This window comes from Liquorilactobacillus mali KCTC 3596 = DSM 20444, from assembly GCF_000260415.1.
GTDB lineage: Bacteria > Bacillota > Bacilli > Lactobacillales > Lactobacillaceae > Liquorilactobacillus > Liquorilactobacillus mali.
The window spans coordinates 50,734-74,651 of sequence record NZ_BACP01000033.1; the positions used below are offsets into that span (position 1 = coordinate 50,734).

General features: G+C 35.3%; 20 protein-coding genes. 3 read left to right on the forward strand and 17 right to left on the reverse strand.

What is annotated here, in order from left to right; translation table 11 throughout:
* Positions 1 to 46: 46 nt before the first annotated feature.
* From GSM_RS05795 to GSM_RS05835, 10 genes are all read right to left on the reverse strand, one after another.
* Positions 47 to 1,255: an MFS transporter gene (locus tag GSM_RS05795; protein WP_003689245.1), complete on the reverse strand. Its 1,209-nt coding sequence runs from the start codon at positions 1,253 to 1,255 to the stop codon at positions 47 to 49.
* Between the two features lie 403 nt (positions 1,256 to 1,658).
* Positions 1,659 to 2,588: a helix-turn-helix transcriptional regulator gene (locus GSM_RS05800; RefSeq protein WP_003689247.1), complete on the reverse strand. Its 930-nt coding sequence runs from the start codon at positions 2,586 to 2,588 to the stop codon at positions 1,659 to 1,661.
* A 33-nt stretch (positions 2,589 to 2,621) separates the two neighbouring features.
* Positions 2,622 to 4,367 (reverse strand): ABC transporter ATP-binding protein, encoded by a 1,746-nt coding sequence (locus GSM_RS05805; RefSeq protein ID WP_003689250.1) that lies wholly within the window; start codon positions 4,365 to 4,367, stop codon positions 2,622 to 2,624.
* Between the two features lie 12 nt (positions 4,368 to 4,379).
* Complete coding sequence (locus tag GSM_RS05810; RefSeq protein ID WP_003689252.1) at positions 4,380 to 6,128, reverse strand: ABC transporter ATP-binding protein; 1,749 nt, start codon at positions 6,126 to 6,128, stop codon at positions 4,380 to 4,382.
* Between the two features lie 413 nt (positions 6,129 to 6,541).
* On the reverse strand, positions 6,542 to 7,045 hold the full coding sequence (locus GSM_RS05815; RefSeq protein WP_003689253.1) for a phosphatidylglycerophosphatase A: 504 nt from the start codon (positions 7,043 to 7,045) through the stop codon (positions 6,542 to 6,544).
* 303 nt (positions 7,046 to 7,348) lie between these two features.
* Positions 7,349 to 7,843 (reverse strand): GH32 C-terminal domain-containing protein, encoded by a 495-nt coding sequence (locus tag GSM_RS15030; RefSeq protein ID WP_369440747.1) that lies wholly within the window; start codon positions 7,841 to 7,843, stop codon positions 7,349 to 7,351.
* The gene (locus tag GSM_RS15575) at positions 7,840 to 7,932 is read right to left on the reverse strand and encodes a hypothetical protein (RefSeq protein WP_081484430.1); all 93 of its coding nucleotides are present in this window, start codon (positions 7,930 to 7,932) and stop codon (positions 7,840 to 7,842) included. Before GSM_RS15575 ends, GSM_RS15030 begins: the two co-directional genes overlap by 4 nt.
* 83 nt (positions 7,933 to 8,015) lie before the next feature.
* The gene (locus GSM_RS05825; RefSeq protein ID WP_003689257.1) at positions 8,016 to 8,504 is read right to left on the reverse strand and encodes a PTS sugar transporter subunit IIA; all 489 of its coding nucleotides are present in this window, start codon (positions 8,502 to 8,504) and stop codon (positions 8,016 to 8,018) included.
* A gap of 11 nt (positions 8,505 to 8,515) precedes the next feature.
* Positions 8,516 to 10,030 carry a glycoside hydrolase family 32 protein gene (locus GSM_RS05830; RefSeq protein WP_003689260.1) on the reverse strand — a complete coding sequence of 505 codons (1,515 nt, stop codon included), beginning with the start codon at positions 10,028 to 10,030 and terminating at the stop codon, positions 8,516 to 8,518.
* A gap of 34 nt (positions 10,031 to 10,064) precedes the next feature.
* Entirely contained in the window at positions 10,065 to 11,516 is a 1,452-nt protein-coding gene (locus GSM_RS05835; protein ID WP_003689262.1) for a PTS transporter subunit EIIC, read from the reverse strand.
* Between the two features lie 142 nt (positions 11,517 to 11,658).
* Between GSM_RS05835 and GSM_RS05840 the strand changes: the two genes are divergently transcribed.
* Positions 11,659 to 12,507, forward strand: a complete 849-nt coding sequence (locus GSM_RS05840; RefSeq protein WP_003689265.1) for an AraC family transcriptional regulator — start codon at positions 11,659 to 11,661, stop codon at positions 12,505 to 12,507.
* Positions 12,508 to 12,763: 256 nt separating this feature from the next.
* On the opposite strand, the gene GSM_RS05845 is transcribed toward GSM_RS05840, so the two are convergent.
* Positions 12,764 to 13,981 (reverse strand): oligosaccharide MFS transporter, encoded by a 1,218-nt coding sequence (locus GSM_RS05845; protein WP_003689267.1) that lies wholly within the window; start codon positions 13,979 to 13,981, stop codon positions 12,764 to 12,766.
* A 286-nt stretch (positions 13,982 to 14,267) separates the two neighbouring features.
* On the opposite strand from GSM_RS05845, the gene GSM_RS15580 reads away from it, so the two are divergent.
* Positions 14,268 to 14,438, forward strand: coding sequence for a transposase (locus GSM_RS15580; protein WP_162097656.1), 171 nt, complete (start codon positions 14,268 to 14,270; stop codon positions 14,436 to 14,438).
* 10 nt (positions 14,439 to 14,448) lie between these two features.
* On the opposite strand, the gene GSM_RS05850 is transcribed toward GSM_RS15580, so the two are convergent.
* The 4 genes from GSM_RS05850 to GSM_RS05865 form a co-directional block, all read right to left on the reverse strand.
* Entirely contained in the window at positions 14,449 to 15,285 is an 837-nt protein-coding gene (locus GSM_RS05850) for a PRD domain-containing protein (RefSeq protein ID WP_003689270.1), read from the reverse strand.
* Positions 15,286 to 15,311: 26 nt separating this feature from the next.
* Positions 15,312 to 16,757, reverse strand: a complete 1,446-nt coding sequence (locus tag GSM_RS05855) for a glycoside hydrolase family 1 protein (protein ID WP_010077889.1) — start codon at positions 16,755 to 16,757, stop codon at positions 15,312 to 15,314.
* A 16-nt stretch (positions 16,758 to 16,773) separates the two neighbouring features.
* On the reverse strand, positions 16,774 to 18,582 hold the full coding sequence (locus GSM_RS14035) for a beta-glucoside-specific PTS transporter subunit IIABC (RefSeq protein ID WP_010077890.1): 1,809 nt from the start codon (positions 18,580 to 18,582) through the stop codon (positions 16,774 to 16,776).
* Between the two features lie 610 nt (positions 18,583 to 19,192).
* Positions 19,193 to 19,909, reverse strand: a complete 717-nt coding sequence (locus tag GSM_RS05865) for an SDR family NAD(P)-dependent oxidoreductase (RefSeq protein WP_003689286.1) — start codon at positions 19,907 to 19,909, stop codon at positions 19,193 to 19,195.
* 104 nt (positions 19,910 to 20,013) lie between these two features.
* Here GSM_RS05865 and GSM_RS05870 point away from each other — a divergent pair, with 104 nt between their 5' ends.
* Positions 20,014 to 20,457, forward strand: coding sequence for a MerR family transcriptional regulator (locus GSM_RS05870; RefSeq protein ID WP_003689288.1), 444 nt, complete (start codon positions 20,014 to 20,016; stop codon positions 20,455 to 20,457).
* Between the two features lie 638 nt (positions 20,458 to 21,095).
* Here the strand turns inward: GSM_RS05870 and guaA are convergent.
* Together guaA and coaA are read right to left on the reverse strand one after the other, a co-directional pair.
* Positions 21,096 to 22,634 (reverse strand): glutamine-hydrolyzing GMP synthase, encoded by a 1,539-nt coding sequence (gene guaA / locus GSM_RS05880; protein WP_187323306.1) that lies wholly within the window; start codon positions 22,632 to 22,634, stop codon positions 21,096 to 21,098.
* A 137-nt stretch (positions 22,635 to 22,771) separates the two neighbouring features.
* A complete protein-coding gene (gene coaA / locus GSM_RS05890) occupies positions 22,772 to 23,692 on the reverse strand; it encodes a type I pantothenate kinase (RefSeq protein WP_003689294.1) in 921 nt (306 codons plus the stop codon).
* Positions 23,693 to 23,918: the final 226 nt, after the last annotated feature.

The following is a 23,918-nucleotide window of genomic DNA, read 5'->3' on the forward strand; positions in this document are numbered from 1 at the left end:
CTTCCAAGAGATCTCTTTTTATTATGTCGTTATGACAGTCCATTATTTAGCCTATCAAATTCTTTTTTTGCTTTGTAACCATCAGAAAAAATAAATAGGCAAGGCATGCAAAACCGCCAAATAAGAAGAAAGGAAATTTAGGATTCAACTGATAAACAAATGATCCTAGAAGTGGTGAAACAATTCCTGCAATACCTTGAATCATTGCAACAGTCCCAGCTACTGCACCCTGTTGACTTTCAGAAACAGCTAAAGAACACCCTGCAGATAATGAGCTCATGCCTAAACCTGCACCCGCACCAATAAGAATATAACTAACAAAAATTAAATAATATGCACTCGTTATAGTTGCAAGAAGCAAACCAACAATTATTAGTGGTATTCCCACCATCATCATCATCTTGGCTGTCCACTGTAATACTTTCATTTGAAGGACCTGAACAAGCATTAAAGCGATCCCAAGTACAAAAAATAATAGCGCTGCAGTTTGTGCACTTCGGGTAACCGTTTGTTTAAAGATATCATGCAAATATAATGAAGTAATTAACTGTAGTACAACAACTACTAGCATTACTGCACATCCTGCTAATAACCAGCCTGCCAACTCCAATGAAAAGAAATTCCTTTTTGATTTTGTTTGCTGTAATGTATTCGTTAATGTTTTTTCAGGAGATTTTATTTTCTGTTGTCGTGGTAAAACAGCCACCATTACAAGTGAAAAGATTAATAATCCTATGATAGTTAAGTAAAAAGGTGTATATAAGTTACCAATCGTGGAAACAGCACCACCAATAATTGGTCCTAATACCATAGCAAGTCCAGTTGCAAATCCAAGAGAAGCCATGTCTTTAGAGCGATCCTGTGGTGAAGAGATGTCAGCCATATATGCACTGGCAGCCGTAGGAGTAGTTGTCATGAACATTCCTAACAAAAATCTCGTTCCCATTAGACTATAAACCAGTACATTGGCCGCTTTGCCAGTCGAAATCGATAAATGAAAGAGAAAAACGTATAGTATAAAAAAGATAGACATTCCTAATAATCCGGTAACGATAACCATCCGGCGGCCCAATTTATCACTGATTTTCCCCCAAACTGGGGCGAATAAAAGCATTGCGAAGGCTCCACACGAAATCATTACACCAATTTGGCTAGGAATCATGTGTGCTTTGGTAGAAATTGCGGATAAGATCGGCATAGTAACGTATATTCCTAAATACGATACTAGTGTTGCTAAAAAAAGTTTGTTCTTCATGGTTAATTCCTCTCATGCTAATATTTTTACAACCAATTAACATTCTATACACTATAGGTCGCTTTCTCTGCTCCGCAAAGACAGAAATGTCCCTAAAAAATGCTTAATACCGATGATAACTTCTCTAAGTAAAACTAGGGAGTGTGACATAAGTCGGTAAAATTTGAGTACCAACAAGAAATTATGAACATGGCGAGTAATTTGCTATGAGTAATTCGAGGTTAGACGAAAAATTTTGACTTATGGAATACGTTTATCCGAGATAAATAGAGGAGCTAGGTTAAAATTTCACTTTTGGCCCGGCCCCTATTATTAAGCCAAATAAAAAACTGACACTTGGAAACACAATGCGTTCCATGGTCAGTTCTTCTTTCAGATGCCCCAATAAATTCCCCGCTCTTCCTTAATATCGATGCAAGCTACGATACTTGGTAGGTGTCATCATCATCTTTTTCTTAAACATTGCAGCAAATTTACTTGGATTCGTGTATCCTACTTCATTCGCAATTCGTGCCACATAAAAATTTGTTTTCTTAAGTAATTCACAAGCCTTTTCAATTCGCTTTTCTCTTAAATAGGCATGAATTGAGGCTCCATAAAAATCACGATATCCTTTTTTCATTGAAGTGGTGGAAATTTCAAATTTGTGAGAGAGCATTTCTAAACTAAGATGTTTCGTAAAATTTTGATCTAGATACTGCCTCAAACGGCGAATCTTATCCAATATTCCTACAGAAATGATTCCTTTGGGGCAATTATTCTTTGCTATTGTCTTAGAAGAAAGATAAATCAGCAATTCAGCAACTTTCAAACGCAAATAAGTTATTGAACGCCTCAAAGTAGGCGTGCGGAGGTCCTCAAAAAGTCTGTCAATAAAATCTGTCTTTAAAAAAACATGATCTCTATTCTTACGATAATTATCGCAAATTGTATTTAAGTTGAATTTCTCTCCAGTCATCTGCATGAGTGTTTCTTCTTTTGCCTTTGTGTTGATTATAATTGTTACCCCACTGTATTGGTGAGATGGGAAAAAATATCTCATATTTTGTTTTTCACGCCAATCAAGTTTTAAAAATCCGGGTTCAAAAAAGACATTCTGCTTATCAGCAATGCCATAATCAACGTGTCCGGCATAACAATAGTCCAAGCGTAAGCTTCCTGCAACAACCTTTAATGGTGATTCAAATTTACCAAAATTATATTGATGAAAGAAAATTGTAACTCCTTCAAAAAGAGTAAGATAATCTGTTTGTACCACATCTTCTTTATTAACAAGCGACAAGGTTTTGGTTTCTTCTTGTTTATCTTTCTTCCATCTTATTTGTTTTTTCATTTATCGTCACCAACCTTTTACAACCTACATTTTTTATAGCTGCCATTTTTTTGCTTTTTCTTTGATTTCGACAAAGTCACGGTAAATACCAGGTTGCTCCATTAATTGCTCGTGCTTCCCTTTTTGGACTACTTTCCCTGCATCTAAAACCACAATCTGATCCGCATTTTGAATAGTCGCCAACCGATGAGCAATCGTTATAATTGTTTTATGTGTAACCAACGAAGTGATAGCACGTTGCAAGGCCTGTTCATTTTCAGGATCAATGCTGGCCATCGCCTCATCTAAAATAATGATTGGTGCATCTTTTAAAATTGCTCTCGCTATAGATAACCGCTGCTTTTGACCTCCTGATAAGGAATTACCACCTTCATCAAGTACTGTGTCATATTGTTGTGGCAGTTGCATAATAAAATCATGGCAACATGCTTTTTTACTTGCATCCATGATTTCAGCCATAGTTGCACCTTTTTTCCCAAACAAGAGGTTGTTTCTAATAGTATCATGAAATAAGTACGGCTTTTGAAAAACGATACTTATATTCTTTATCAAACTACTATACGAGAATTCTTTTACTTCATGTCCCCCTATAAAGATTTGTCCTTCATCACAATCATAGAAGCGTGCAATCATCTTACAAAGAGTACTTTTCCCACTACCCGAAGGCCCAATAATTGCTGTAGTCTTATTCTCTGGAATAGTAAGTGAAATATCATGCAATACTTTTGGCTTGCCTTTATCATATCCAAAAGTAACATGCTTGAATTCAATTTCAAAGTTTTTGAGATTCATATCTGAGCCATCCGTATCAAGTAATGGCATTTTTTCCAATTGCTGTAAGTGATGCAGATTGTTATCAATTGCACCTAAAATATGTGTAGCATCTGTCATTTCCTTAATACCATTAAAAAGAATATAAGCAAAAAACATCAATGTCACAAAAAAATCCAATGATAATTGACCGCTTTGCTGATTAGCTACACAAATTGCCATAACAACTACAGTAGCAGTATCTAAAAGCAGCAATAGTAAACAATTGAAAAAAGCAAACTTAGACTGTATCCTTAACCGAATTTGCTTACTTTGTTTAAAAACAGGCTTTAAATTATCCAAAACTGTACTTTCTTGTCCATATGTTTTAGCAACATTAATTCCTTTAACGAATTCAACTACACTATTTGCCATTTTTGTCTGAACTTGATTGGATATCTGAGAATTTTCTCGACTTCTTTTATTAATCAGTTCTATTATAAGTGTTCCTAAAATAAGTGTAACAAAAACTATCGTTCCAACACGTACGTCAACTACAAACATAAATAGACTCATGACGAAGAAGTTAATATAGCCATTTACAATTAAATCAATCATTTTTGTGCTTTGCAGTTCCAGCATTGACAATTCAGTTGTAACTGCATTCAGTAAACTGCCAACATTGTTTTTACTAAAATATCCCATCGAAGTTTTTTTCAATTTTTGCGCAATTTCAAGTCTTGACTTTGCAGCGATTTGAAAACCAATACTTTCTTGAGATTTTGCTTTTAGATATAAAAATAAAAACCTTAAACCACAACATAGTGCAAGCACGCAAAATAAAAAAAATGCAACTTTGACTGGTGAAACATCCTCACTTTTTTTATAGTTTGAAACTACAGCCTGCGCGGCTATCCAAAAAGGCAAAGCTGCAAACATCGAAGCAATGAAAGAATATAAAAAGCCGCGGTACAATTGTTTCTTGTAACTGCTGCTCCACTGCATGATTCCTCTAATAGTATTAAACATACTTTCTTCCTCCTAGTGATTGTCAATGTGCCATCCCTCAGTTTGAGTATAGGAAGCCCATAATCGCTGATAAGTTGGGCAACTTTCCAATAGTTCTGCATGCTTTCCATTCCCAACAATTTTGCCAGTATCTAAAACTATAATTTGATCAGCATTTTTGATTGTACTCAATCGATGAGCTACCATGATTACTGTTTTATTTTTTGTTAATTTTAATAATGACTCTTGAATCTGTTGTTCATTTTCAGGATCAATGCTTGCGGTAGGTTCATCTAAAATAATAATAGAAGCATTTTTTAAAATCGCGCGTGCAATAGAAATTCTTTGCTGCTGTCCACCCGAAAGCTGACCATTGCCAAAAGAGATTTCAGTCTGAAACCCCTGCGGCAACTCATTTATGAAATCTATACAGCGCGCTGCTTGTGCTGCTGCTCGAACCTCCTTCTCAGTCGCATCAGGATTTCCCATTCTAATGTTATCAGCAATAGTTCCTTTAAAAATAAAGCTGTCCTGTGTAACATAGCTAATGGTGCTATTAAGTTGATGGAGCGTTAGATCCTGCAATGCAACATTACCAATCATAATGTTTCCCTTTTGAATATCCCAAAATCTAGTCAACAGCTGAAGTAAAGTAGATTTCCCACTTCCTGAAGGCCCCACAATGGCGCAAAAACTATTGGCTGGAATCTTTAAGTTAATTGCGGTTAAAATAGGGTTATCTGAAGTATAACTAAAATCAACATTGGCAACCTCGATACTGTTATTAATAATCTGACCAACTTCTTTTTTATTAAAAGCAAGTATTGGCAATTCTAAAAATTTCTGTGTATCAATAACACTCTGCTTCATGGCATTAAAATCATTCGCAAATAAAGAAAGTTTATTCAACGGATTACTTAATCCAATTGCTAGTAATAATCCTAACAATAGTTGATTCAGGCTCAAGTCCGTATCTAAATACAACCAAATCCCAATAGGTAAGACTCCCAACAAGGTAAACGGTAATAATGCAAAAATTAGATTTTGAGTCTTCCATGCGGTTCTTAACCAATTCAGTGTGTAGTTTTTGAATTCTGTAACAGCACTCGAAAACTTTCTGAAAGAAGAACCTGTCTGATTGAATGTTTTAATGACTTCGATTCCTTCAATGTATTCCACCATAACGTTGTTGACTTCATTATTAGCTTGCATATACGCCTGATATTTTGCTTCAAAGTTTCTCATTAATAAAAACAAGGGAATACTAGCTAATGGAATGGTTAATAAAGCTGAGAGTGCCAAACGAAAATCTAATATAAACAAATAAACTGCTGTTACGATAATTAAAAGTATATTGGCTGAAAGTTCAGGAATCATGTGTGCTAACGGTATTTCGACTTCCTCTGTACGATCTAGAATTGCATTTTTAATACTACCAGCCGAAAAATGTTTGACTACTCCTAAAGAAGTCTGCATCAGTCTATTGGTAATAGCATTACGCAAATTATTTAAGGTATTATATGCAGCATGATGTGAAAGTGTCGTTGAAATTCCATAAAAAATCGTTTTTAACACAAATGCAAGCAACATTGACCCCAATAGTACAATAAATTCTGAATAATTATTTTGTTTCATAATTATCATTGCCATTAGCCGTGCACCAATTACGTAGGGAACAATTCCAGCAAAAACACTTAAAACTGAAAAAAAGACGGACCAAATAAATAAAAGCTTATGCCCATTAGCAAAATGGAATAGTATTTTCAACCAATTCTTCTTCATTAATTTCTCCCCTAACTTCAAAAGTATCCCTTGAAGTTTAAATCCACTTCATAGTTCGCAGTAATCCATTTGGACAAAAATGTTCTATTAAGACAATTACTTTTGTAGATTGAATGAGCTGAGTTATGAAAAATAGAAAAAATTACAGAACTGAACACAAAATAAAAAGCCCTCCGAGGAGAGCTTAATTATTTTTAATAACCAAATTGGCCTTTAATGATTCATCTTATGACATTAATCAAATTTTTGTATTAAACTAAAGTATGCTTTTTTGAGTTTGTGAATCAAAAAAGCATTGAAAACTAAGCTTTGCTTAATAAAATTTCTTATGCCTTAATTTTCAACAAAGATTCAGTCAAAGCTAATTTTAAAAAGATTGTACTTATATTTTCCCGATTTAAGTATTTACAAACTTAAGCATGTGCATGTGCAATTTTTGCTCCAGCTGCCGCTGCTACTGCAGCAATAATATCATCTAAAAATGTATTAACACTTCCATCCGTTGGTGTGTCCAATTCTTTGAGAATTCCATGTTTTTCTTTGTCCAGATACCCGAAATTAGTTGTAGCAATTTTACCATAAATACCCGAAATTCCACCTTCGGCTATCAATTCATCAACACCAAAAACCCCACTATCTTTTTCAATAATACTTTGTAATGGCTCAGGCAATTGGTGTTTAGAAGCAAACTGATCCAGTACGATACCAACCATAGCATTATTTAACACTTCTCGCTTATGCAAAACATCAACCACAGCCTTTTGAACTTCTTCGAGTGTCAGGTCAGGAATATAGTTGCGCTGAATATTGTAAGTAATAGATGCAATATCATCTGCTTCTACTCCTTTAGATGAAAAATAATCTGTTACAAATTTATAAGATGCCTTATCTGGATATTTAAATTTTGGATCATTCATTCTACCTTGCCCCTCTCTACTTAGATTTACACTCTCTATTCTAAAGTAAATACTTACTTTATTCAAAAGGAATATGGATTATCACTATCAATTGTTGGAAAGGCTGCAAATAGAAGTTCTTTATTTTTGTATACAAAAAAGCCACTTGGAAACTGAATGGAAACAATCTCTAAATGACTAGTAGTTTTTAACCACATTTAACTTAGTACCGTTTGAATTTAAGTAACTTTTTTTAACTTAATCCTATTATTCGATAAATACACTTTGCAGGTCATTTATGCTGAAATATTACTTCATAGAGAGCTAATTTTCACTTAGACAGTATACTTTTACCTTCTGTTTCATCAAACTATCCGAACTAAAATTAAAATTCAGGCTACCTTCAACATAAAAACGTTCGGTAAAGCTACTTTCACCGTCGTTAATAAAAACTTCGATAGAAGAACTATATACATATATTTTTAACTTTAATTGTTCTTTCAGACTAAAAGATGCTTGCCGCTTTCCATTTTTTCCATCTCTTAGTAAATATGCTTTTTGCTTTATGGGATTAAATTCGATAGTAAGAATTTGATTTTTAACTTCATCACTTAGTTTAAAATAAACACTTGTGTCAGCACTATCACCCCAGCTAAAATTAGCATTAATCTCTAAAGCATGGGAATTGCTATTAAAACTAGTTTCCTTACTGAATTTATCTTGAGTAAATAAAAGTTTAGTTCTAAGCGTCTTTAGTTTTGCTATTGGATAAGTATATAATCTATCCCCTTGCATTCTCAGTTCACGCGGAATCGTCATAGTTCCTGCCCAGCATCTGCTTGTTCTTGCATTTTTATTTCCCACATATCCATCCAAGTAAACATAATTCTTCTACCATCTTCTACGATGCACGTTTGTGTTGCATAAAAATCATGACCGGAATCTAATTCATATTACTATGCTTGTTATTAATCCAACTATTTTTTCAAATTTATAAGAACATTTCCCCAACTCTATCACCTGCATTAAAATCTTCAGCAGTCAGTTGTAATCTTGAGATTTTATCATCTGAATTGGTTAAAGCAACCATTACGTCACTAGCTAATCCTACCTCAGCAATCTCTTTAAGATCCATATAACCAATCTTATCTCCCGGATTCAAAACATCGCCAACTTTAACCACCAAGTTAAAAGGTTTCCCTTGCATATTTACTGTATCTATTCCTAAATGAATTAAAACTTCAACATTATTTGCCATCTTCAAACCAATCGCATGCTTAGTATCTGCTATCATTGTTACCTTGCCAGCTACGGGACTGACAATTTTTTCAGATATTGGAAACACAACAAATCCATCACCCATCATTTTTTGAGAAAACATAGCATCAGATGACTCTGTTATAGACCGAACTTGACCTGTTATCGGTGCATACAGATGATTATCTGCTTGTACAACTGATTTTTTCAAAAAATTAAACATATTCTCTCCTCCTATAAATCCCAAACTTTTCCAGTTAACTGGCTCTTTCCGCCTATACTTTGTGCAAAGATTTTTGTTTGATTATCGTTTGGAAATATTCTTGCTGAAAAAACAACTTCACCTTTACCAATGAAAATCTCAACAGAAGAAACATCAACAAAAATATGAACTCGAAGGTTTTGTCCGAATTTGAATTTTCTTTTTCGTTCAGTTCCATACTTCTCAGCAAAAGATATCCCACTCTCTTTTCGAGAAAGTATACAATATTGATTCTTTCTATCAATGATCAATCTAGTATGCTGTGAATTATCTTGATTTGCTCGCAAATCAAGGACAAAGCTATCTGCTGAACCTAAATTAACTTCAAAGTCCAATTCTTGCGTGACATTTTCTGTAGTATCTAACTCTGTCATGCTGTCAATGAGTATATCCGCTTTCTTTTCCTTTTTTCGTAACTTTTCCAACTCTACGATAGGACGTTGCAGTAACTTCTTATCCTCAACAATAAGCTCCCGCGGAATTGTCAAACACCCGGAATAATGATACTTAGTAGTTGGATACTCCATCTCAGAAATTCCAAACCAAGCCATCATTATTCGACGTCCATCTGGGGCTTCCAAGGTTTGCGAGGCATAAAAATCAAAGCCTGCATCTAACTCGTGGAACTGTCCATGTTTAAAATCAAGGTTTTCGTAATTTAGCGGTTCACCAATGAAATAACCTGTTTGATAAACATTTTGAAAATAATTATCCTTGGGTGATAGGCCTTGTGGGCTAAATAGTAATACCCCTTGCCCATTCAATTCAAAGTAGTCTGGGCATTCCCACATGTACCCCAAATTAGCTTCACCCGTTTTTAATTCACCATATTTTTGCCATTTTGTTAAGTCATGTCCCTCGGATTTAATAATTTTAGCAGTTCCAGTTAAGTCTTTTCTTTGAGCACCCAAAATTGCATAATAGTCATTAGCATGCTTCCAAATTTTAGGATCGCGAAAATGACCAGTACAATCTGCAAAGGTATCAATAATCAATGGTTTATCAATTTTTTTGAATTGATTGTACTCATCCATCCAAGCACCTACTTGATATGGCAATCTTCGCCAATTATCAGTCTGTGTGTTGGTCCACGTATTACCAGTATAAATACAAAATAGTTTATCATCAATTACAATTGCACTACCTGAATAAGTCCCATGTTTATCCAATTCCGTATCACTTTCAATTGCCGGCCCCAGGTCTTCCCAATTAATCAAGTCTAATGATGCTATATGATACCAGCCATGATGCCAAATTGGTGGATCTTGCTTAAAAGCTAATGGTGTCCACTGGTAAAATAGATGATATTTTCCATTGAAAAAGCTGAAACCATTTGGATCATTCAAAAAACCTGACTTGGCTTCAATATGGAATTTTTGGCGAAAAGGGCTTGCCGCCGTTAATTTTTCTTCTTCTCTAATGATATATTCAGGAACTTGCCTAATATGTTTGGTCATGTTTTTGAATTGTGCAGATTTATTAACCATTCTCTTTTCCTCCAAGCTAAACTCATGTTTTTCATTAAGCCACTTCATTTTGTTTTTTAATGAAAAATTTTCCGATTATTATTGTTGCAAACATTCCAACCAAACAACCTATCACGTTCATTAAAATATAATTCAGGTAACCATTATTTTGTGGTGCTGCAATTGCAATACCTGTTAATCCTGTCGTTCCAAATGCAACAGCTGTAATTTTCGTAAGATAAGTAAAACCAGCTGCGACCGCTCCACCAATACAACCACCAATTAGTGGATACCGATTTTTAATATTAATCCCAAACAAAGCTGGTTCAGATATTCCAAATAAGACGGAGAAGAAAGCAGAAATACCTACTTCCTGAGCTTTTTTATTCTTACGGTTAAGCAACATATATCCCAATACACCACCACCTTGACCCATCAATGATCCTGAGAAAAGCGGATTTAAAAAATCATATTTTGTCGAAGCAATTAACTGCGCTTCAACGGCCCCAAACATATTATGCAAACCTGTAATAACAATTAATTGTTGGATTCCACCAAAAACAATATATCCAAAAATACCAAATGCACTGGACATCCAAACTAAGCCTTTAGTTATCCAAGTTGAAAGTGCTACCCCCACTGGCCCAATTACCATAAAGAGTAAGAATGAAGCTACTAGAATTGTCAACATTGGGGCTAAAACAAATTGAATAACGCCTGGTAATTTTTTTTGGAAAAAATTGTCCGTTTTTGCAACAATATATCCCATTATTAAAGCCACAATAATTTGTCCACCAAAACCTGTCAGTGACAGATGCCAGCCGAAAATATTAGCAATCAAGGCCTTAGCTGCGCCTGTTTGTACATCGGACATTGATGGGAGACTAGAGGACATCATAACTGTTCCAATTGCTAGTCCCATTACTGGCCGACCGCCATATCTCTTAGTAGCAGCGTAGCAAACCAATAAAGGTAGCATTGCAAAAATTCCAGATGCACCCAAATTTATAATTACTGAAATACCACTTAAACCAGGAATTGCTTGCACTAGCGACTGACTGCCAATTATTTTTTGTGTAAATAGGTTATTGACCCCGATTAAAATACCGCCGGCTAAGATTCCCGGCAAAATATCCGAAAAAACACCAGTTAAATCATCTAGAAAACGTGAGAACCAACTTTTTTCTTCTTTGGGATCAGCTATATCTTTTTCTGCTGAACTATTTTCTGTGCTTTGAGCAGGAATACCAGTATGTTGAATAAAAACTGAAGTTACCTCATCAACTAAGCCTGCCCCAAAAATAATTTGAAGCTGATTGCGGGTAATGTTAACTCCTTTTACAAGATCCAACTGAGAAATTTTATCAGTATTAACTTTGCTTGTATCTTTCAGATTAATTCTAAGCCTCGTAGCACAATGAAAAGCTTCAATGGCATTATCTTTTCCGCCAATTTCTGGCAGAATACCATCGGAAATTTTTTCATATACTTTACGTTCATGCTTCATGGAATTACCTCCTTCAAAATATTAACTAATTATAGAAACCTGCAGGATTCTTAACAACTTCATTATAGAATTGTGTAAGCGCTTGTTATATGGTAAAATGTTGCATAAACATAGCGAAATAATGCAAGGAGGTTATAAGATAATGGTGCAATTCTATGGCTTCAATAACAAAGTTTATAATCCTTATCTATATCTGTCGTCTGGTGGCAGTGACCCAGCAAAACCCATGCATACTTACGGACCAGCTGGTAGAACTGGCTACATGATTCATTATGTTTCAGCTGGTAAAGGGTTCTTCACAAGTAATAATAAAAAATATACTTTGACCAAGGGGACATTCTTTTTTATCGAACCGCAAAAAATTGTAACTATGTCCGCCGATAAATATGATCCATGGACAACCCATTGGATTCGTTTCACTGGAAAATTAGCTACTGAATATATGAAAAGAATAAATATTGATCATACAAATCCAATTTTCTTCATTACCGACCATCATGCTCAAATCATCCGCGATAAAATTTTTGAATTATTGGAAATTTCCCATATGGAGCGTGAAAATGATTTTATTTACACAACAAAACTTCTGCAAATATTGGATCAACTTCAAATAATGTATCCTAATAATTTGCAAGATGAACAGAATTCCTCAGATAAACTCTTCACTAAGGCAATGCAATATATTCATAACAATTATGAAACTCCTATTACAATTAATGATGTTGTTGAATATATGTCACTCGATCGCACTTATTTATATAAGATTTTTAAGAATGTCATCGGTGTTGGACCAAAAGAATATTTAACAAAATGTCGGATGCGTAAAGCAAGAGAACTCTTAGAGTCGACTGATGACTGGATTAATATCATCGCATACTCCTGTGGCTACTCTAACCCTTTACATTTTTCTAGAGCATTTAAGCAATTCACTGGTCTTTCCCCTAGCATTTATCGTTCAAATAATAAGAAAGCTATTGAAACAAAAAGCTAGGAATATGGTCTAACTTAGGAAGATTTGAACGTCGACACGAAATTACGAACATAAGTCTGTTCCTTAATATGAGCACTTTGGATCTCGATATAGAATTTTTACTTATAGCTCAAGTTTGTTCTAAGCAAAAAAGTTGAATCAAAAAATTAATTTTGACCCAACTTCTTATTTATTTTTGTATAAATGTATTAGATAAATCAAAATTTTTATGCCCACAAGCGACCTTATGTCTTATACCATCTGTTCTTTTTTCTTGTTAACCAGTATGTTTCTTGGCCTTTTCTATAATAGATTTTTTCAACATAAAAAATGATATGATATCAAAGAAAAGCGCTATTAACCCTAAAAAAATATAGGCATTTCTAAATCCAAATTGGTCATAGGCACTGCCAATTAAAACCGATAAAACAATCTGTCCAATTTGACGTGAAAATTGAAAACCAAAAAGATATAGAATTGACGATAAGCGCAATTCGAAGTTTTCGTTGAGGTATTTAAAAATTGCTACTAAGAATACTGGTATCTCAAAAGCTTCAGCTAACTTCATAATTGCTAGTAGAGCTGGTCCAGCAACAACTCCCGAAAGAATAATTCTAATCGACATAACAAGACCTGCCAAAAGCAAGGAATTTCTAGCACCCATCTTATTTACTAGTTTTGGTGCTGCGAACATCATTGCTGCTTCAAGAATTACCTGCACTGAATTAACATGCCCGTAGACTTGGCTTCCTTGTGCTTTTGAAGCGAATAAAGTATAAAAATAAGCAGCGTACTGTTGATCATATAAATTATATGCACATGTTACTCCTAATGAAAAAATTACTAATACCCAGAAATCCTTCAACTTAAATAATGCTTTCAAATCATTTACTGATACAGATTGAGATTGTGTCAGGTCTTCCTGATTAACATCGATTTTGGTTGTTAAAATAATAACTAACATGATTATGGCTGCACCTGAAGCAATCCAATAATTGTAGTCTGGATTAATAGTGAATAATTTCCCAGCAAAAAAAGTAATTGCAGCCCAGCCTAGTGACCCCCACATTCTAGCTCTTCCATATTCAAATCCATACTTCAAACTAAGTTTTTGTGCGTAAGACTCAAGTGCACTCGAACCTGCTTGAAATCCAATTCCTAAGTACACCCCACCAACTAAAGAACCAATTATCAGATTATTAGTCAGTAAAGCCCCATAAACATAAATAAAAAATGGACCTGAAAATGCTAGTAAAATACCTAAGAAAATTAGGACATTTTTCTTTAGCCCCAACTTATCAAGAATATACCCATAAAGTGGCTGAGCAGCTAAGGTTACTGCCGCATTAAGACCAAACACAATTCCTGAATCCGTCCCATTTAGACCAAGCGATTTGCTTAACCAGATTGAATATAAAGAATAACATGCTGCAAAGCTAATAAAGAAAAAGAAAAAATATGCACTAATTGCCCAATAAATCTTTCTTTCAAACATTACTATACCTACCTTATAATCATCTATCTGTAAGTGCCTTCGTTTTGATTATACGGGCTATATAACTGGAGTCAATCAGATATTTGGCAACATTTTAGCGGTTATAAGTATTTATTTTGTGGTTTTTCAATAATAGTCAAGTATTTCTATTCAACAAAATGATGGATAAATTTTGAAAAATAATTTTTTAAAATTTTTTTAATTGCTAATTATGATAACGAGTCATAATAAATACTAAAATATTATTATAGACAAAATTTAGAATTATCGACGTCGGGCTCCTTTGTTGAGTGTTGGGCATCAACTAGAGAAGTATTTTCTCCATTTTAACCAACTTACTAAAGAAAAAGTTAAAATTATTATTACGGATACAAACCGTGCTTATTCAAAACTCACTAAAATAATTTTCCCAAATTCAATCGCCGTTATAGATAGTTACCATTATATTTTTTCGTAAATATACTATTTTATTTAATATTACGTTCCACATGTATAACCAAAAAAGTAAATTCTTCATTGCTTACTTGCAACCCATATTTACGCTGAATAAAGGCACAAATCTGATTAGCAACACGTGTTGCTATAGGGTACTTGTTTTGTAGATGCATAGTCATAACATCATCACTGCCATCTAGTTGCCTATCCGTAAAAAGTCGATTAGCAAAAAATTTAACGTGTGTAATTAAACGCTGGTAACTGATAGAACCGCTTGGCAAGTCTTTTTTGGCTTGATACCTTACAAGATTAACTACATCATCAACTAATTCAGTAATTTTTAAGCTATCATAGTCTTCATCATTATCTTGTTCTGCATTAATAATATGAAAAGCTATATTGGCAACCTCTTCTTTAGGTAGTTCTACATTAAAACGTTCATTGATAAGAGAGATAGCCTTTTGACCTACCATAAACTCTTCTGGATAGTACGTTTGTACTTCCCAATACAGTTTATTCTGAATATTCATACCGTTTTTTAATCGTTGTAAAACAAAATCAATATGGTCCATGAGAGTAAATGATAGACGCGTTGTCAATGTTTGTTTTAATTTTTCATTCGCATGTTGAACAATCTCTGTAGTAACATTTACCACCTCAGGTGATATTTGATCAAGTAGAGCCATAATTTGACTCTGTTGTTCCGATTGTATTGGAACAAAAAATTGATAAACATCAGATTGGGGAATCACTTGACCTTGCTTTGCGCCATAGCCAATTCCTTTTCCTAAAATGATGGATTCTGAATGGTTTATGTCCTCAGCAAGTACCACACTTGAGTTCAATACTTTCTTGATTATCAGCGACATTTACCTACACTCCCTAATGATTACTTTTACAACTCGGCTCCATTTGTTTCAATAACATGCTTATACCATCCAAAAGAATCCTTGCGATAACGATTATACGTACCATTACCATCATCATCTGCATCTACATAAATAAAACCATAGCGCTTTGACATCTGTGATGTTGCTGCACTAACTAGATCTATTGGTCCCCAGCTAGTGTATCCCATCAAATCGACACCCTTTTCAACGGCCTCTTTCATTTCATGAAGGTGATTTTTAAAATAAGTAATTCGATAATCATCGTGAATCGTATTATCATCATTAAGAATGTCAGCGGCCCCTATCCCATTTTCGACAATAAATAATGGTTTTTGATATCGATCATACAATTGGAGCAAAGAAATCTGTAAACCCAATGGATCCACGGTCCAACCCCATTCTGTGGTCTCAAGATATGGATTTTTCCCGCTAATAACTGTGTTCCCACTAGTCATTTCTAAACTAGACTCATCGGCAGCAGAAACTAAAGACATATAATAGCTAAATGAAATGAAATCTACAGTGCCTTCACTAATAATAAGCATTTCTTCTGGCGTTATCTTAATATTTAATTTATGCTGTTTGAAAAAGTTGAGAATCAAAATTGGATACTCACCCTTGACCTGTACATCAGCACAGAAGTAGTTCAATGTATTGCTATTAAATGAGGCTAGAATATCTTCTGGATTACATGTACTTGGATAATCAGTAAGTTTCGTAAGCATACATCCTACCTGTGCTTCTGGGAGCATTTCATGAATCATTTTCGTCACAGTTGCGGACGCTAAAAATTGATAATGTAATGCCTGATATTCATCTTGTTCAAGGTTTTTACTTTTTTCCGGAATAATACCGGCAGAAGTAAAAGGGTGTCGAGTTACGCTATCGATTTCATTGAATGTCAACCAATATTTTACTTCTGGATACTCTATAATACATGTTTTACAGAACCGAACAAAGTAATCAACAACCTTTTTATCAACCCACCCATTATACTTGACTGCAAGATTTAATGGCATTTCGTAGTGTGATAATGTGACAATCGGCTCAATATTATATTTTTTCAATTCAGCAAAAACTTTCTTATAATACTTCACTCCTGCAGTATTAGGTTCGAGCTCTTCACCAGTTGGGTAAAGACGTGTCCACGCAATAGATAGACGTAACACTTTAAAACCCATTTCAGCATACAATGCAAAATCTTCCTTATAGCGATTATAACCATCAACACCCCGACGCTTAGGATAATCATTAGCAGTTTTAGTATCTATGGCACGTTGAATATTTTCTGAATTAATTTCCACCTGTTTCGCATAGTTTTTTACATCCACATTTGACCTGTACATTGCTACATCTGCAACGGACAGACCTTTTTCATCTACATTCCAAGCGCCCTCTACCTGGTTAGCTGCAACTGCACCGCCCCAAAGAAAATCTTTACGTAATTCCATTTATTCTACCCCCTATTTAAGCTATAATTGCAGGAAACTCAACTTCTTGTTGCTTATTATCAGTAACAATCATCATCACAGTTGGATCATAACCCTCGTTAGAAATTTGGGAAATATCAAACTCCATCAATAACTCACCTTTCTTGACATTCTGCCCTTGTTTAACGTGTAATTTGAAACCTTTACCGTTCATTTTAACGGTATCAATTCCGATATGAAAGAGAATTTCGATTCCGTCAACAGTCGTCATACCTAATGCATGCTTAGTTTCATAAATCATAGCGATCTTTCCGTCAATTGGAGCAAAAAGCTTACCTTCTTTTGGAATAATCGCAATACCATCCCCTAAAACACCACTAGAAAATACACTATCGCTAACTTGAGAAATTGGCTCAACCTTACCAGTAACTGGAGAAGCTAATCTGACTGCACCAATCTTGTGCATTTTTATTTTTTCCTCAGCAACTTCAATTGCTTCCGGACGATCTTTCCAAGTAAATAGTCCAACTACAAAGGAAATAATCATGGTGACTGCCATACCGACGAAGGCCCATAATAGATTATTACTATCGGCCTTAGAGGCAAACATAGTCATGCTTGCAATGCCTGGTCCTACGGCAACAAATGCTTTAACTCCGAAAAAGCCAACTAAACCACCACCTATAGCACCAGCGGCCATCACACTACCAAGAGCACGCTTATTTTGTAGTGTAATCCCATAAAGGGCCGGCTCAGTAATGCCAAAGAATGCTGAAATAGCCGCAGAAATAGCGGTTGCACGTAAATTTTTATCCCTAGTTCGTAGAGCAACTGCAAAACAAACACCACTTTCAGCAAAGTTATGTCCAATCGAAGCTGGTAGATAAAGTGGTTCACCGGCAGTAGTAGAAACTTGGGCAACTGCATAGGGTATAAACGCCTTGTGCATCCCTAATGAAACAAGGAGTGGTAACAAACCTGCTAACAATGCAGTAGCAATGAATCCGAAGTGACTATAGAAGAAAAAGATAACTTTAGTAAATTCTTCGCCAAAAACATAACCTGCAGGGCCAAGAAAGAGTAACGTGATTGGTACTGTTATAGTAAGAGCAACCAATGGCACGAAGAATATACGAATAGCCTTGGGTGAATATTTAGTCAAGATACGTTCAAGTACAGAATAGAGTAATACGCATAAAATTGCAGGAAAAACTTGTGAAGCGTAGGTAATATTGGTAATACCCATTCCAAAAAAAGTTGCTCCCTTAGTTAAAGCAGTAGTCATATCAGGAAGTAACAGCGCTGCAACAGCCGACATCGCAACAACAGGATTAACATTTAATTTTTGTGCAGTTGTAAATCCTACTAGCAATGGTAGAAATACCAATGGAGCAGAACCAATCAAGTTCAAAACATTATAGGTGCTGCTAGTAGTACTCATCCAGCCAAATGCAGAAAAAAGTAATAAAATTGATTTGAGCATTCCACCCCCAGCAATTGCAGGAATAAGTGGTTGGAAAACACCTATTAAAAAGTCAAGAAAGACTGCACCCGGTTTCATTTTCTGTTTCTGAGAAGTTTCCGGATTGCCACTAAGATTACCTAACTCTTCATGGACTGCATCAAACATTTCCACAACATTGTTACCAACAATTACCTGACATTGTCCAGCCGCAATTATGGCTCCCATAACACCTGTAACTTTTTTTAATTCATCCAAATCTACCTTATCAAAATCATTCAGGGTAAAACGGAGTCGTGTCGAGCAGTGTATAACTTTATTAATATTTTCTTTTGTACCTACAAAGCGAATAATATCCTTGGCACTAGATTTATAATCAATCATGTCTAAACCTCCATCTATTTGTAGTTAACAAGTTGGACGGGGCCCGAACCAGTTTGCAAATAAAAAGCAGAACCCAAAAATACCACTAAATGGTATCTTCGGATCCTGCCTGCATTACCAGTTACATGTCCACAACTTATCTATGGGAGCAGTATAGCCTTTTTTGTATACGCTGTCAACAAAAAATAATCTCGCTATTTATATTTTAAATTGTAGATTCTTTAAAGCTTATCCCTTCCTCTATATTTTGTGTAAAAAAACAATTCACCATTTAAAACTCCATCTATACTATACATATTGTGCTAATCAATTAAACTTTTTAGAGTACACAGTTATTCTCTTTTAACTTCACCTAATGGCAAAAACTATCTATAAGTGTTATTTTGTCGGTATTTACAAGTCAAATTAGTTACATATTTTATTCCCACCTAATGAGATAGTAAGCCCTTGATTTACCCTTACAAATAATTAACACCCATATTAGTAAATTAAAAAATCAAATTCGGTGTAATTCTTCTAAAAATATCTTAGATAAAATTGATCAATCCCTATTTTATTTTTTAACAGCATCAAATCGATAAATTCAGAACCATTGTCTGATAAAAACCGGTCACTTTTTAAGCAGAGGGTTTTTAAACAATTCTTTGTTAACCTCAACAAAATCGCCTTGATGTTCTTTTCCATCAGTAAGAATTTTTACAATTTTGCCAGCAACATCGTCGGGTAAACTAAAACCTTCAGCAATAGTATTTTCATTCAAATCTGTTGTTGTCGGACCTGGATGAATGCTCATAATTCGAATAGACAAGTTATTCTTTTTGAAATATGCTGACAAAGACTCTGTCATTGAGTTTAATGCTGCCTTGCTAGTCTTATATGCTAATGGATTAAAGAATTCATTGCCACCAGTAGGGATTGTAATATCAATGATTCGGCCATTGTTCTTTTTAAGCGTTGGAATTAATGCTTTTGTTAATACATACGGTCCAAAAAAATTTGACTGCATTGTTTCCCGAAGTTGTGCAAGATCAGTATTATCTGGTCTTGCACTCATATCTCCAGAAATCCCAGCATTATTGATAAGCATAGATAAATCACCATAATTCTTTTCTATTGATTCAGCAGCACTCTCTAATGAATTAATATCATCCAAGTCAATATGAATATATACAGATTTCACATTTTCTTTTGCTAATTGCTGGACCGCATCATTACCACGTTGTTCATTTCGCGCACCAATTAAAACCTGATTACCCTGTTGCCCTAGGACTTTTGCTAACGAAAATCCAATTCCTTTATTCGCACCAGTGATTAAAATACTCGACATATTAAAACTTCCTTTCAAAAATTGTTGATTAGAAGCGACTCACTCGCTACAATCAATAGTATAAACATTCGACTATGGTTTAATGCAAGAACAAAGGAGAAAAAATGACATATACAATCAAACAGGCTGCTGAAAAATCGGGGCTTTCTGCTTCTAGTCTTCGTTACTATGATAAGAAGGGGCTTCTGCCCTTTGTCTCAAGAAACAGAATTGGCTATCGTGACTTTACAGATAGCGATCTAAAGTTAATACACACAATTTGCTGCTTAAAGAATACTGGCATGAAAATCAGAAATATTCGTCGATACGTCAATGAGGTTATGGCCGGTCCCGATACGATCCCTGATCGTGTTAAGCTTCTAGGGGAACACCGTGCAGCAGTGCTAGATGAGCAAAGAAAAATTGCTGAAAATTTGAGTGAAATCGACAATAAACTAAATAGATACCGCGATCCGGATGCAATCAAAAAGGTGAATACAGACATTAAGAATGCAACTGAAGAAAAAATATCCGAATCTCTTTCTAACTCGTATTTCAATAACAATTAAAGGACTAGGTTATAAGTTCCTAAGTTAAAGATTCCTACATCTTCGGACATCCGCGTAAGTATGGTCATACTTCTAAAATTAATTTTGTTTGCGTACACAAAAGGTATCTTCAGTAATCATCGTATTAATACCTTGGCAGACCGTTGGCTGACACAAGAACAAGTTCCGGCTTACTGAACAATTTGTCGCTTTAGAATTTCAGATGAAGTTGAGAACTTGATCAATCAATGTATTCAAAAACTATCCAATATTTAAAACAAAATAACTTTATTGATGGAACCAAAATTTTAGCTGATGCCACTAAATATAGTTTTGTTTGGTGTGAGAATACTGTTCGTTTTAACAAGCTTAATCGCTCTGCAATTTTATCTCTTCTGGAAGAATTACTGGAATTGCCTTGATGGCAATGAACATTAGAAAGTTGGTGGTGATGGGCACCAATTATAACTGTTTTATAAACACAAAGAAGAGGTTAGCGAAAATCAAAAAACGATTTCCGCTAACCTCTTCTATTTTGAAGGACTCATGACACAGCCCCTTTGACAGGAAACTATATTAAAGCCCCTCAATTGTTATCCCTTATTATTAATCATAAATGCCGTTAAATCAGCATTCCCCATCCATATTATATTGTCACTTTATTCCCACTCTATCGTTGCCGGTGGCTTCGATGTAATATCATACACTACACGATTAACATGGTCGACCTCGTTGACAATTCGAACTGAGATTGCCTGCAAGACATTCCATGGAATCTTAGCAAAGTCAGCAGTCATTCCATCAATTGAGGTTACCGCACGAATTCCGACAGTATAATCGTAAGTCCGGCCATCCCCCATAACACCGACACTGCGGATACCAGGAAGAACGGTAAAGTACTGCCAGATTTCTCTCTCAAGACCGTGATTAGCAATTTCTTCACGTAAAATCAAGTCACTATCACGTACAATCTGGAGTTTTTCTTCTGTGATTTCACCAATCACACGAATTCCAAGACCTGGGCCAGGGAATGGTTGACGCCATACAAGTTCAGATGGCATCCCAAGTCGCTCACCTAATTCACGGACCTCATCTTTGAATAATGTCCTCAAAGGTTCAATTAACTGGAATTGAACATCTTCTGGCAGTCCACCAACATTATGATGCGACTTGATTGTTTGGGCAGTATCAGTTCCAGATTCAATCACATCAGTATACAGAGTTCCTTGTGCTAAATAATCAATTCCATCCAACTTAGCAGCTTCATCATCGAATACACGAATGAATTCATTTCCGATAATCTTACGTTTCTTTTCTGGATCAGAAACACCAGCAAGTTTGTCCATGAAGCGCTTCTTAGCATCTACTTGGATAATATTCAAACCAAATTTACCTTCAAGACTTGCCATAACTTGCTCGACTTCGCCCTTACGCAACAAACCATGGTCTACAAAAATACTTGTCAATTGTGTACCAATTGCTTTGTGCAATAAAACACCTACAACTGATGAATCGACCCCACCTGATAAACCTAGAAGGACCTTCTTATCACCAACAGTCTCGCGAATCTTAGCAATTTGCATATCAATAAAGTCATCCATTGACCAGTTATCATGCGCCTCACAGATATCAAAAGCAAAATGGCGTAGGATGTCATTGCCATGTTCTGTATTACGCACTTCTGGATGGAACTGTAAACCATAGAATTTCTTCTCATCATTTGACATAGCAGAGATTGGACAATTGGCACTTGTAGCCGCAACTCTGAATCCCTCAGGAACACTTGTTACCAAGTCACCGTGACTCATCCAGACTGTCTGAGTGGCTGGTAATTCTTTGAACATCGGTTCATCAGCAGATGCTACATGGATATCTGCCTTGCCATACTCCTTATTATCAGCACTTTCAACCTTGCCATCAAGCTCATTAGCCATTAGTTGCATTCCGTAACAAATACCTAAGACTGGAATTCCGAGTTTAAAAATATCGGGATCCACATGGAAAGCATCCTTATCATAAACACTATTAGGACCACCAGAGAAAATAATTCCCTTAGGTGCCATTTTCTTAATTTCAGCAGCTGTCAGGTTATGTGATAGCAATTCTGAATAAATGCCGAACTCACGAATTCGGCGGGTAATCAATTGATTATACTGGCTTCCAAAATCAAGCACAATAATCTTGTCAAAAGCCTGCATGTCAACATTAGTCAAGAAGTTTCACCTCATCTTCAAATTTTGGATCATTCACTACGTTCATTCTACCGATTAGAGCTTTAAGGGTCAAATCAATTTGCCCCAGTTTCAAGTAAATTCCGGACAATTTTTAGTATTTTCTAATATTTACGCAAAAAAAGTTCGTTTACTAAGTGATTTTGTGTCTTGTGTAAAATTAAATCTGCGCGATTTCTTGTTGGCAGGATGTACTCACGTAAATTTGGCCTATTTATAGTAAGCCAAACCTGTCTGGCCATTTTAGTTGCCTTAGCTCGATCACCGATCGCATATGGATAATAGTAATTGGAGGGGTCCTGAAAAGCCGTATCTAATAGTGTTTCAAAGCGTTCGAGATACCAACCCTGAATCAAATCTTCGTGTGCATCTACGTAGATAGAAAAGTCAAAGAAATCACTAACATATATTTGCTGGTTACTTGGCAACTGCAACACATTGATTCCCTCAACAATCAAAATATCAGGATTATCGACAACATCAAACTCATCAGGTACTATGTCATAGACCTTATGTGAATACTTGGGTGCCTTAGCAGGCAAACCATTCTTCACATCATTAGTAAATGTCAATAGCCGTCCCATGTCGTAACTCTCTGGGAAACCCTTTCGCTGCATTATTTGACGTCTCTTCAATTCTTTATTCGGATATAAAAAGCCATCGGTCGTAATCAACTGGACTTTTTTCTCAGGATACGTTGTGCTTAAAAGTGTCTGCAACAATCTGGCAGTTGTACTCTTGCCTACCGCAACGCTTCCCGCAATTCCCAAAATAAAAGGGACTTTATGTGCTTCAATTCCTAGGAATTCTGCTTGCTGCTTCATTAGTTCTTGACGTGATTTCATATGAATCCCTAATAAATGAACTAACGGTTGATAGATGTCTTGAACATCAGTTAGCGAGATACGATCATTGACAGATTTAATGCGTGACAATTCTTCCACTGATAATGAAACCTGATATTTCTGATATAAATTACGCCACTCATCACGTGGAATCTTGTAATAATTCATCTGATTATACATTGCTACTCCCTACATGTGATTAAATTAAGGTTATTATAGCATCTTACAGGTTTGAATATTAGACTTTATTTGTAAGAGTATGATTCCAGTTTAAAAAATCTTCAAGTACTAAGATAAAATTGCAAAAAATACGAAGACTTTACTGCGAATAATTAGAGATTAGACGGAGAAATTTAACTTATAAAGCACATTTATCCGAAATAAATAGAGGAGCTAGGCCAAAATT

Excerpts from the sequence above, each read along its gene's own strand:
- GSM_RS05795 (WP_003689245.1), bottom strand. The coding sequence starts at position 1,255 with ATGAAGAACAAACTTTTTTTAGCAACACTAGTATCGTATTTAGGAATA.
- GSM_RS05800 (WP_003689247.1), bottom strand. The coding sequence starts at position 2,588 with ATGAAAAAACAAATAAGATGGAAGAAAGATAAACAAGAAGAAACCAAA.
- GSM_RS05805 (WP_003689250.1), bottom strand. The coding sequence starts at position 4,367 with ATGTTTAATACTATTAGAGGAATCATGCAGTGGAGCAGCAGTTACAAG.
- GSM_RS05810 (WP_003689252.1), bottom strand. The coding sequence starts at position 6,128 with ATGAAGAAGAATTGGTTGAAAATACTATTCCATTTTGCTAATGGGCAT.
- GSM_RS05815 (WP_003689253.1), bottom strand. The coding sequence starts at position 7,045 with ATGAATGATCCAAAATTTAAATATCCAGATAAGGCATCTTATAAATTT.
- GSM_RS15030 (WP_369440747.1), bottom strand. The coding sequence starts at position 7,843 with ATGACGATTCCGCGTGAACTGAGAATGCAAGGGGATAGATTATATACT.
- GSM_RS05825 (WP_003689257.1), bottom strand. The coding sequence starts at position 8,504 with ATGTTTAATTTTTTGAAAAAATCAGTTGTACAAGCAGATAATCATCTG.
- GSM_RS05830 (WP_003689260.1), bottom strand. The coding sequence starts at position 10,030 with ATGGTTAATAAATCTGCACAATTCAAAAACATGACCAAACATATTAGG.
- GSM_RS05835 (WP_003689262.1), bottom strand. The coding sequence starts at position 11,516 with ATGAAGCATGAACGTAAAGTATATGAAAAAATTTCCGATGGTATTCTG.
- GSM_RS05840 (WP_003689265.1), top strand. The coding sequence starts at position 11,659 with ATGGTGCAATTCTATGGCTTCAATAACAAAGTTTATAATCCTTATCTA.
- GSM_RS05845 (WP_003689267.1), bottom strand. The coding sequence starts at position 13,981 with ATGTTTGAAAGAAAGATTTATTGGGCAATTAGTGCATATTTTTTCTTT.
- GSM_RS05850 (WP_003689270.1), bottom strand. The coding sequence starts at position 15,285 with ATGTCGCTGATAATCAAGAAAGTATTGAACTCAAGTGTGGTACTTGCT.
- GSM_RS05855 (WP_010077889.1), bottom strand. The coding sequence starts at position 16,757 with ATGGAATTACGTAAAGATTTTCTTTGGGGCGGTGCAGTTGCAGCTAAC.
- GSM_RS14035 (WP_010077890.1), bottom strand. The coding sequence starts at position 18,582 with ATGATTGATTATAAATCTAGTGCCAAGGATATTATTCGCTTTGTAGGT.
- GSM_RS05865 (WP_003689286.1), bottom strand. The coding sequence starts at position 19,909 with ATGTCGAGTATTTTAATCACTGGTGCGAATAAAGGAATTGGATTTTCG.
- GSM_RS05870 (WP_003689288.1), top strand. The coding sequence starts at position 20,014 with ATGACATATACAATCAAACAGGCTGCTGAAAAATCGGGGCTTTCTGCT.
- guaA (WP_187323306.1), bottom strand. The coding sequence starts at position 22,634 with ATGCAGGCTTTTGACAAGATTATTGTGCTTGATTTTGGAAGCCAGTAT.
- coaA (WP_003689294.1), bottom strand. The coding sequence starts at position 23,692 with ATGTATAATCAGATGAATTATTACAAGATTCCACGTGATGAGTGGCGT.